Origin of the sequence: Micromonospora sp. NPDC004540 (assembly GCF_040610095.1) — a bacterium.
In the GTDB taxonomy this organism is placed as follows: Bacteria; Actinomycetota; Actinomycetes; order Mycobacteriales; family Micromonosporaceae; genus Micromonospora.
This window is the reverse complement of the sequence record NZ_JBEXLR010000162.1, coordinates 1-7,779: the sequence shown is the minus strand read 5'-3', so window position 1 is coordinate 7,779 and position 7,779 is coordinate 1. Positions and strand designations below refer to the sequence as shown.

Here is a 7,779-nt window from a genome sequence, read left to right as displayed (position 1 = left end):
GTCCCCTGAGCGGCCCCCCCCCCCCGCCCCCCCCCGGCCGGCCGCCCGGGCCGGTCGGCGGGGCGGGGGCCGGGGGGGGGCGGCGGCCTCGGGCCGGCCGACGGCGTGGCCGACCCGTCGGCCCCGGCGCTCGGCGTCGCGGTGGGGGCCGTGCCGCCACCGCCGCCCAGTGGGCCCGGCAGGTGGCCGGTGACGGCGGCCAGCGCGACGCCACCGGTGGCGGTGGCCAGCGCGGTGGCGAGGGCGAGCTTCGCGCCGAGCAGCCCGGCGCGGAACCGCCGTTCGGGGCGGGACACCGGCACCGGCTCGCCGGCCCGGGCCAGGCGGAACGCCCGGAGGGCGGCGCCCTCACCGCTGAGCTCGTGCGGGCGGGGATCCGCGCGGACGGCGGCGAGGAACCGGACGAGCGCCTCCGGACCGTTTTGCGCGTCGGCGACGGGACCGACGAGCAGGCGCTCGGCGGTCTCCTGGTCCATGCGGTGTCCGTTCATCTCGTGTCCCTCAGCGCCGACACCGGTCGTGGCGTCACACCGGAACCCCGCCGTCCACCCCGTTCGGGAGGGTGAGATGGATCACCGCACCGCCGGTCAACCCACTTCGGCCACTCCACGCCCGACCGTCCCCGGGTTGCCGATTCGTCCGGATCGCGGTGCACTGAATTACATGGGTGTCATCAAGGTGGGCACGTCCTCCTGGGCCGACCAGATGCTGGTCCGCTCCGGCTGGTATCCCCGCGCGGTCAACACCCCGGCCGGCCGCCTCGGCTGGTACGCCGAGCGGTTCGGACTGGTCGAGGTGGACACCTCGTACTACGCGATCCCGGCGCCGGAGACCGCCGCGGGCTGGGCGGCCGCCACCCCGCCCGGCTTCACCTTCGACGTCAAGGCGTTCCGCCTCTTCACCGGCCACCACACCCCGGTCGACGCGCTGCCCCGGGAGCTGCGCCCGGCCGGCGGCCCGAACCGGGTCCGCTGGCGCGACCTTTCCGCCGGGGCGTACGACGACCTGTGGGACCGGTTCCACGCGGCGCTGGCGCCGCTCGCGGCGGCCGACCGGCTCGGCTCCGTGCTGCTCCAGTTCCCACCCTGGCTGGCTCGCGGCGACGCCGCCAAACGGCGGATCCTGTCCGCGGCCCGGCGCTGCCGCCCCTGGCCGGTCGGCGTCGAGCTGCGGCACTCCTCCTGGTTCAGCGAGGACGCCGTGGTGGACACGGTGACCTTCCTGCGCGAACACGGGCTCGGGTACGTCTGCGTGGACATGCCGCAGGGGCACGCCTCCTCGGTGCCGCCGATCCTCGTCGCCACCACCGACCTCGCGGTGGTCCGCTTCCACGGGCACAGCACCGCCTGGGAGAGCGGTGACAAGCAGGACAGGTTCCGCTACGCCTACGGCGAGGAGGAGCTGCGGCGCTGGTCCGTGCTGCTGCGCGAGCTGGCCGACCAGTGCGCCGAGCTGCACGTGCTGCTCAACAACTGCTGCGGCGACCAGGCCCAGCGGGACGCCGCCCGGCTCGCCGGGCTGCTCGGCCTCACGCCGGCCGCCGCGCGCGCCTGAGGTTTCCGCCGGTACGTCCCGGGTACCGGCGGAGCCGAGGGACGACAGCGAGGGGGGACGCGTGGACGAGCGGCAGGACGAGCCCGGTGGCCTGGCCCGGGACGACCGGGATCCCCGGGCGACCCGGGAGGCCGAGGAGGCGCACGGCGGCAGCATGGCCCCGGGCCTGGTGGACGACACCGGGCACCCGGTGGCCGAACCGCCGGTGCCGGAGAACGAGCCGTCGGCGCTGGGCCGGCCGGGGGAGGACGGCACCGGTTCCTGACCGGTGCGTCGACGCCCGGGGCGGTGAGGCGCCCCGGGCGTCGTGTCGTCCTCGGTCCGGCCGCCCGGCACGGGCGGTCCGGGTCAGCCGCGCCAGCTGACCCCTTCCGGGCGCATGCCGGTGGCGTCTTCCAACGCGTTGTCCCCCAGGTCCCCGTCGGCGCGGTCGTCCGGGAAGGTGCGTCCCGACGGCGCGGGGTCCGGCGGCGCGCCGGGTCCCGCCTCGGTGGTCCGGGTGGGTTCTACCGGGCCGAACCCGTGCCGGCCGGCCTTCGGGCCGCCCGGCCCGGCGCCCGCCGCCCGGCGTTCGCCCCGCCGGCCCTCGGGGACCGCGTTCTCCTCGCTGCCCTCGTCCATCGGGTCGTCGTCGCCCGCGCCCCACGGCGCGTCGGCGTCGAAGCCGTCGGTGGTGCCCCACGGGGCGGCCGCCTCCGGCCCGCGCCCCGCACCCCTACCCGATCGGTCCTTGCTGCTCATGGCCACCTCACCTGGCTGGATTCCCCCGTGCCCGCGCTGATTGCCCACGACCGGTCCGGTCATGCGCCGGAACCCGGGTACGCCGCGCGGCCGGCACCACACCCGAGGTGGGTCGCCGACCGCAGGGCGCTTCATTTGCCGGCCATGGCCATCGGTCGTTTCGCCACGCCCATCCCGGCCATCTTGCCGCCCATCCCGGCCATCCTGCCGATCGCCATCGGGGCGCTCGCCAGCCCGCTGGCCCGGCCCAGCAGGCCCCGGAACACCTGTCCGGGCTTCTGCTGCTCACCCATGTAGGCCGACACCACGACCAGGGCGCCGGTCATCGCAGGGATGGCCCACTGGAGCAGCTTCATCTGCCGCTGCGAGGAGGCGACGTTCGCCGGCGTCTGGTAATTCGGCTCGGTGGCCCCCTCGACGGACGGTCCGCCCGCCTTCTGCAGCCGCATGCCGAGCAGCCGGCTGTAGCCGGTCACCGCCAGGGCGCCCACGGTCAGCGCGGTCTTCACCGCGCTCATCTTCGCCACCCCGGCCTGGCTTGCCACCCGTGGACTCTCGGTCACCAGCTCACCGACCGCGCCGGCCAGGTGCGCGCCGATCGCCGCCGCGTTGACCGGAGTCCACCGCGCCCAGCCGGCCGAGGCGACCGGCAGCCGTTGGGTCGAGTCGTCGATCTTCGCCGCCGCGCCGTTGACGCCGAGCGCTCCCATCAGTGAGCCGCCGAACCAGGCCGCCAGGCCCAGGTCGTGCATCGAGCGCAACGCGGTGTGCCGTTCGGACATCCTGATCCCCCTCCGCCGTGTTCGGGCGGTGCGGCTTACCCACCTTCGGCGCGGCTACGCACCCGTCTTCCGGGCGGCGGCCGCGCCCGCCCGGTTCCGGCCCGGTCGTTCGGGGTGTCCCGGTCAGCGGGGCGGCAGCGCGGCGGCGAAGGCGGCGACCCGGGCGGCCAGTGGGGCGGCGGCGCGTACCCAGGTGAAGTGGTCCAGCGGGGCGCCCGCCTCGGCGACGGTGTAGCGGTGCCGGGTCACCGGGGCGGCGGCGAGCTTGCCGCAGAGGTGGTCCAGCGTCTCGTGCGGCGTGTACTGGTCGTCGTCGACGCTGACCGCGAGCACCGGGGTGCGGACCCGCCGGACGGCGGCCTCGGCGTCGACCCCGTCGAGCACCGGGAAGCGCCCGGTCCGCGCGGTGTGCGCCCAGTCCCGGATCACCCCGCGCGCCTGCCGGCCACCGAACCCCCAGCCCGGCCAGACGCCGAGCAGCCGGGCGACCGCCGCGATGGCCTGGGTGTACGGCAGCACGCCCCAGCCGCGCGCCCCCGGATATCCCCGCCACCAGGGGATGCCCACCGCCACCAGGGCCAGCCCGTCCACCCGCTCGGCGTCGTGCAGTGCCTGGTGCAGCACCGCGACCTGCCCGCCGAGCGAGTGCCCGAGCAGCAGCCGGGTCCGGCCGTCCAGCCGGGGCTTGAGCGCGTCGAGCACCGCGCCGACGTCGGTGGCCAGCTCGGCGTAGCCGTACCGGCAGTCGCGGGAGGGGGTCGGGGTGCTCTCGCCGGTGCCGCGCAGGTCGGCCACGACGACGGCCAGGCCGGCGTCGCGCAGCGCGGCGGCGAACGGCCGGTAGTAGCGGGCACGGACCCCCATGGCGGGCCAGATCACCACCACGGGCGCGCCGGGCGGCCCGTCCGGCTCCGGGTAGACCTGGACGCCGATGCGCGCCCCGTCGACGTCCACGAACTCCTGCGTGTACTCCCCGCTCACCGGCTCAGCCTACGGCGGGAAGCTACCGGCGGGTAGCAAGGGGTGGGTCGACCGCAGCCACCTGCGCCGGAACCCGGCGCCCGGCCACCGACCGCGACCGGGCGGCCGCCGTCACCCGGTCCACCGCCGCCAGCACCGCCGGCACGTCCAGCTCAGTGAGCGCCGGGTGCGCCCCCGGGCCGTCCCCGGCCGGGCGCGGCCCGACCCAGAGCGCCTCGTGCCACGGCCGGTCCGGCGGCGGCCCCCACCAGGCGGGCGGCACCGGGCCGAAGAGCAGCACCGACGGGGTGGCGAAGGCGGTGGCCAGGTGACCGGCGCCGGTGTCCCCGCAGACCACCAGGCGGGCGTGGGCGACCACCGCGGCCAGCCCGCCGACGTCGGTCGCGCCGGCCAGCACCGCGTCGGCCGGCAACCCGGCCCGGCGGGCCACGTCGGCGGCGAGGTCCCGCTCGCCGGGACTGCCGGTGACCACCACCCGGTGGCCCCGCCCGGCCAGGTCCCGGGCCACCGCCGCGAAGCGCTCCGGCGGCCAGCGCCGCCGCACCGCCTTGGCGCCCGGGTGCACCACCGTCACCCCGGTCGGCAGCCCGCCGGGCGCGGGCCGGCGCAGCGCCAGGTCGGTGCGGTCGGCGGGAACCCCGTACCAGCCCAGCATCCGGCACCACCGGTCCACCTCGTGCTCGTCGGCCCGCCACGGTGGACCGTCCTGCCACCCGGCCTCGGCGTTGCGGTAGGCCAGCAGCCGCCGCGGCCCGACCTCGGCCAGCATCCGGTGCGACTGCGGCCCCCGGCCGTGCAGGTTCACCGCCACCGCGGGCGGCGGGCCGGACCACCCGAGGTGGCCCAGCCCGTCCGCGCAGACCTGCCGGTCCACCACCCCGACCAGCTCGACCAGCGGGGTCAGCCAGCGCGGCGCGACCAGCGCCAGCTCCTCCCCGGGGTACGCGGCGCGCAGCGCGCGCAGCGCCGGCACCCCGGTGGCGAGGTCGCCGACGCCGAGCGCCCGGAGCACCAGGATCACGGGTACGAGGACTCCTGCTCGGCGCAGACCACCAGCTCGCGTACCGCGCAGCCGGGCGGCTGGGACAGCGCGAACAGGACCGCCTCGGCGGTGTCGGCCGGGTCGTTGAGGATCGCATCCGGGCCGGGCTTGTACCGCTCGTCCCGGTCGTCGAAGAACGCCGTCCGCATGCCGCCCGGGATCAGCAGCGTGACGCCGACCTGCCCGGCCAGTTCGGCGGCGAGCGCCCGGGTGAACCCGACCACCCCGAACTTCGCCGCGCAGTACGCGGTCGCGTCGCTGACCGCCTTGACGCCCAGCGTGGACGCCACGGTCACCACCGTGCCGTGCGCCCGCTCCAGGTGCGGCACCGCGGCCCGGATCACCGCGGCGGTGCCGAGCAGGTTGATCGTCACGATCCGGTCCCAGGTGGCGCCGTCGACGTCGGCCAGCCGGCCCGGCACGTCCATGCCGGCCGCGGTCACCACGCCGTCGAGGCCCCCGGCGTGCTCGGCGAGCTGCCGGGTGGCCGCCTCGGCGGCCCGGGTGTCGGCCAGGTCGCACTCGACCCAGGGCACCCCGTCGGCCGGCGCCTGCCGGTCCAGCACGTACGGCCGCCCGCCGGCCTTGGCCACCGCGGTCACCACCGCCGCGCCGAGGCCGCTCGACCCGCCGGTGACCAGGACGGCCTTCCCGTTCAGGTCCCTGCTCATGCCGGCACTCCGCTTCGCTCCGTGCCGCCCTGAGGCGCGCTGCGTTGATGATTCGCTCGCTGACGCTCGCTCATACCGCTCCCTTGACGAGGTGGAGACCGCGCTGGCGCGCGGCGGAGATGGTGCCGGTGGTGGACCGGCCGGCCACGAAGGGCACGGTGACGACCCGCCCGCCCCAGCGGCGCACCAGCTCCGCCTCGGGCAGCTCGGGCGCGCCGTCGCCCGCGTAGTCGCCGCCCTTGACCCAGACGTCCGGACGGAGCCGGGCGAGCACCTGGTGCGGCGTGGGCTCGTCGAAGACCACCACCGCGTCGACGCAGTCCAGCGCGGCCAACAGCCGCGCCCGGTCCTGTTCCGGGTTGACCGGGCGCTCTGGCCCCTTGAGGCCCCGCACGCCGCGGTCGGAGTTGAGGCAGACCACGAGGCAGTCGCCGAGACGGCGGGCGGCCTGGAGGGTGGCCAGGTGACCGGCGTGCAGGATGTCGAAGCAGCCGCCCGTGGCGACCACCGTGCCGCCGCCGGCGCGTACCTCGGCCACCAGTTCCTCGGCGGTGCGCGCGGCGGCCGGCGTGGGCCGTGGCTCCGGCGCCCGGTGCAGGCCGGCCGCGCCGCCGGCCGCCACGTACGCGGACGCGGCCTCGACCGCCGCCTGCACCGCCTCGGCGGTCGACGCGCCGTCGCCCAGGGCCAGCGCGGCGGTGGCCGCGAACCGGTCCCCGGCGCCGCAGGTGTCCTCGACGTGGTCCACGGTGGACGGCGGCGGCACGACCAGCGGTGTGCTGCCGGAGTGGCAGAGCACCGCCCCGTCCGCGCCCATGGTCACCGCGACCGCGCCGACCCGCCACCGGCGGCGCAACTCGTGCCCGGCGCGGGTGGCGGTGGAGAGCGCCGAGCCGCCCCCCGCGTCGCCGGTGAGCAGGCGCAGCTCGCCGAGGTTGGGCGTGGTCAACCGGGCGCCGGCCACCGCGGCCGGGCCGCGCGGGTGCGGGTCCCAGACCACCGGGGCGGCCGCCTCGGCCAGCGCGGCGCGCAGCGTGGGCTGCCGGGCCAGGCCGCGACCGTAGTCGCTGACCAGGATGGCCCCGGCCCGGGCGAGCAGCTCCAGCACGGCCTCGGACGGCTCGCCCGGCGACTGCGGGTCGCCGCCCCGATCGAGCCGGAGCAGGGTCTGCCCACCGGCCCGGAGCCGGATCTTCTCGGCCGTCGCGCCGGGCAGGCGCATCGGGTAGACCGCCACCCCCGCCTCGGCCAGCAGTTCGGCGAGGCGGGCCCCGCCGGCGTCGTCGGCGAGCGCGGTGACCAGCGCGACCTCGGTCTCCTGCGCGGCGGCGAGCAGTGCGGCCAGCCCGGCCCCGCCGGGCCGCTCGGTGGCTGATCGTTCGTCGAGCACCGGCACCGGCGCGTCCGGGGCGACCCGGCCGACCACGCCGGTGACGTCCCGGTCCAGCAGGGCGTCGCCGACCACGACCAGCGGGCCGCTCACGACTGCACCCATCCGGTGCCGGTGGGCCCGTGTCCGTTGGACCCGTGCCCGTTGGCCGAGTGTCCGTTGTGTCCGTTGACGCCGTGGCCGTCGACCGGGCGGTGCCCGTGGGGGCGCGCCTCGTCCCGGGCGTGCCCGTCCAGCCCCCGGCCGCCGCCCAGGTGCGAGCCGGAGCCGACCCGGGCGAGCAGGCGGCCGTCCGGGCCGGTCCCGTCGACGCCGTCCCGGTCGGCACCGGCGCGGACGGGTGGCGGTGCCCAGCGGGCGAAGGTCCCCGCCCGGGGCGCCGGGACGGGCGTGGTGGGGAGCTGCCGGATCAGCGGCAGCGCCTGGTCGACGTACTCGCAGAGCAGATGGGTGGAGACCAGGTGCAGCTCCTGCACCACCTGGCTGTCCGGGGACGGCACGGCGAGCACGTCGTGGCACAGGTCGGCGAGCGGGTTGGGGGCGGGGCCGGTGAAGGCCCAGCAGCGCAGGCCGGTGTCGTGTCCGGCGCGGGCGGCGGTGAGGAGGTTGGTGCTGGTG

At 77.5% G+C, this 7,779-nt stretch carries 8 protein-coding genes and 2 pseudogenes; 2 read left to right on the top strand and 8 right to left on the bottom strand.

What is annotated here, in order from left to right:
* Nucleotides 1-491: pseudogene (locus ABZV78_RS30645) on the bottom strand (hypothetical protein); the annotation flags it as partial.
* Between the two features lie 172 nt (nt 492-663).
* Between ABZV78_RS30645 and ABZV78_RS30640 the strand changes: the two are divergent.
* Together ABZV78_RS30640 and ABZV78_RS30635 are read left to right on the top strand one after the other, a co-directional pair.
* Nucleotides 664-1,554 carry a DUF72 domain-containing protein gene (locus ABZV78_RS30640; RefSeq protein ID WP_355644198.1) on the top strand — a complete coding sequence of 297 codons (891 nt, stop codon included), beginning with the start codon at nt 664-666 and terminating at the stop codon, nt 1,552-1,554.
* Between the two features lie 61 nt (nt 1,555-1,615).
* Complete coding sequence (locus tag ABZV78_RS30635; RefSeq protein ID WP_355644196.1) at nt 1,616-1,819, top strand: GTPase activator; 204 nt, start codon at nt 1,616-1,618, stop codon at nt 1,817-1,819.
* Between the two features lie 83 nt (nt 1,820-1,902).
* On the opposite strand, the gene ABZV78_RS30630 is transcribed toward ABZV78_RS30635, so the two are convergent.
* From ABZV78_RS30630 to ABZV78_RS30600, 7 genes and pseudogenes are all read right to left on the bottom strand, one after another.
* Nucleotides 1,903-2,295, bottom strand: coding sequence for a hypothetical protein (locus ABZV78_RS30630; RefSeq protein ID WP_355644194.1), 393 nt, complete (start codon nt 2,293-2,295; stop codon nt 1,903-1,905).
* A 131-nt stretch (nt 2,296-2,426) separates the two neighbouring features.
* The gene (locus tag ABZV78_RS30625) at nt 2,427-3,077 is read right to left on the bottom strand and encodes a hypothetical protein (RefSeq protein ID WP_355644192.1); all 651 of its coding nucleotides are present in this window, start codon (nt 3,075-3,077) and stop codon (nt 2,427-2,429) included.
* A 123-nt stretch (nt 3,078-3,200) separates the two neighbouring features.
* The gene (locus ABZV78_RS30620; protein ID WP_355644190.1) at nt 3,201-4,058 is read right to left on the bottom strand and encodes an alpha/beta fold hydrolase; all 858 of its coding nucleotides are present in this window, start codon (nt 4,056-4,058) and stop codon (nt 3,201-3,203) included.
* Nucleotides 4,059-4,080: 22 nt separating this feature from the next.
* Nucleotides 4,081-5,079: a glycosyltransferase family 9 protein gene (locus ABZV78_RS30615; RefSeq protein WP_355644188.1), complete on the bottom strand. Its 999-nt coding sequence runs from the start codon at nt 5,077-5,079 to the stop codon at nt 4,081-4,083.
* Entirely contained in the window at nt 5,076-5,759 is a 684-nt protein-coding gene (locus ABZV78_RS30610) for an SDR family oxidoreductase (RefSeq protein ID WP_355644199.1), read from the bottom strand. The genes ABZV78_RS30615 and ABZV78_RS30610 overlap by 4 nt, the downstream gene beginning before the upstream one ends.
* Before the next feature lie 82 nt (nt 5,760-5,841).
* Entirely contained in the window at nt 5,842-7,254 is a 1,413-nt protein-coding gene (locus ABZV78_RS30605; RefSeq protein ID WP_355644187.1) for a PfkB family carbohydrate kinase, read from the bottom strand.
* Nucleotides 7,255-7,574: 320 nt separating this feature from the next.
* A pseudogene (locus tag ABZV78_RS30600) lies at nt 7,575-7,779 on the bottom strand (phosphoheptose isomerase); the annotation flags it as partial.

Bases quoted from the DNA above. Each gene is read 5' to 3' on its own strand.
- ABZV78_RS30640 (WP_355644198.1), top strand. From the start codon at position 664: ATGGGTGTCATCAAGGTGGGCACGTCCTCCTGGGCCGACCAGATGCTG.
- ABZV78_RS30630 (WP_355644194.1), bottom strand. From the start codon at position 2,295: ATGAGCAGCAAGGACCGATCGGGTAGGGGTGCGGGGCGCGGGCCGGAG.
- ABZV78_RS30625 (WP_355644192.1), bottom strand. From the start codon at position 3,077: ATGTCCGAACGGCACACCGCGTTGCGCTCGATGCACGACCTGGGCCTG.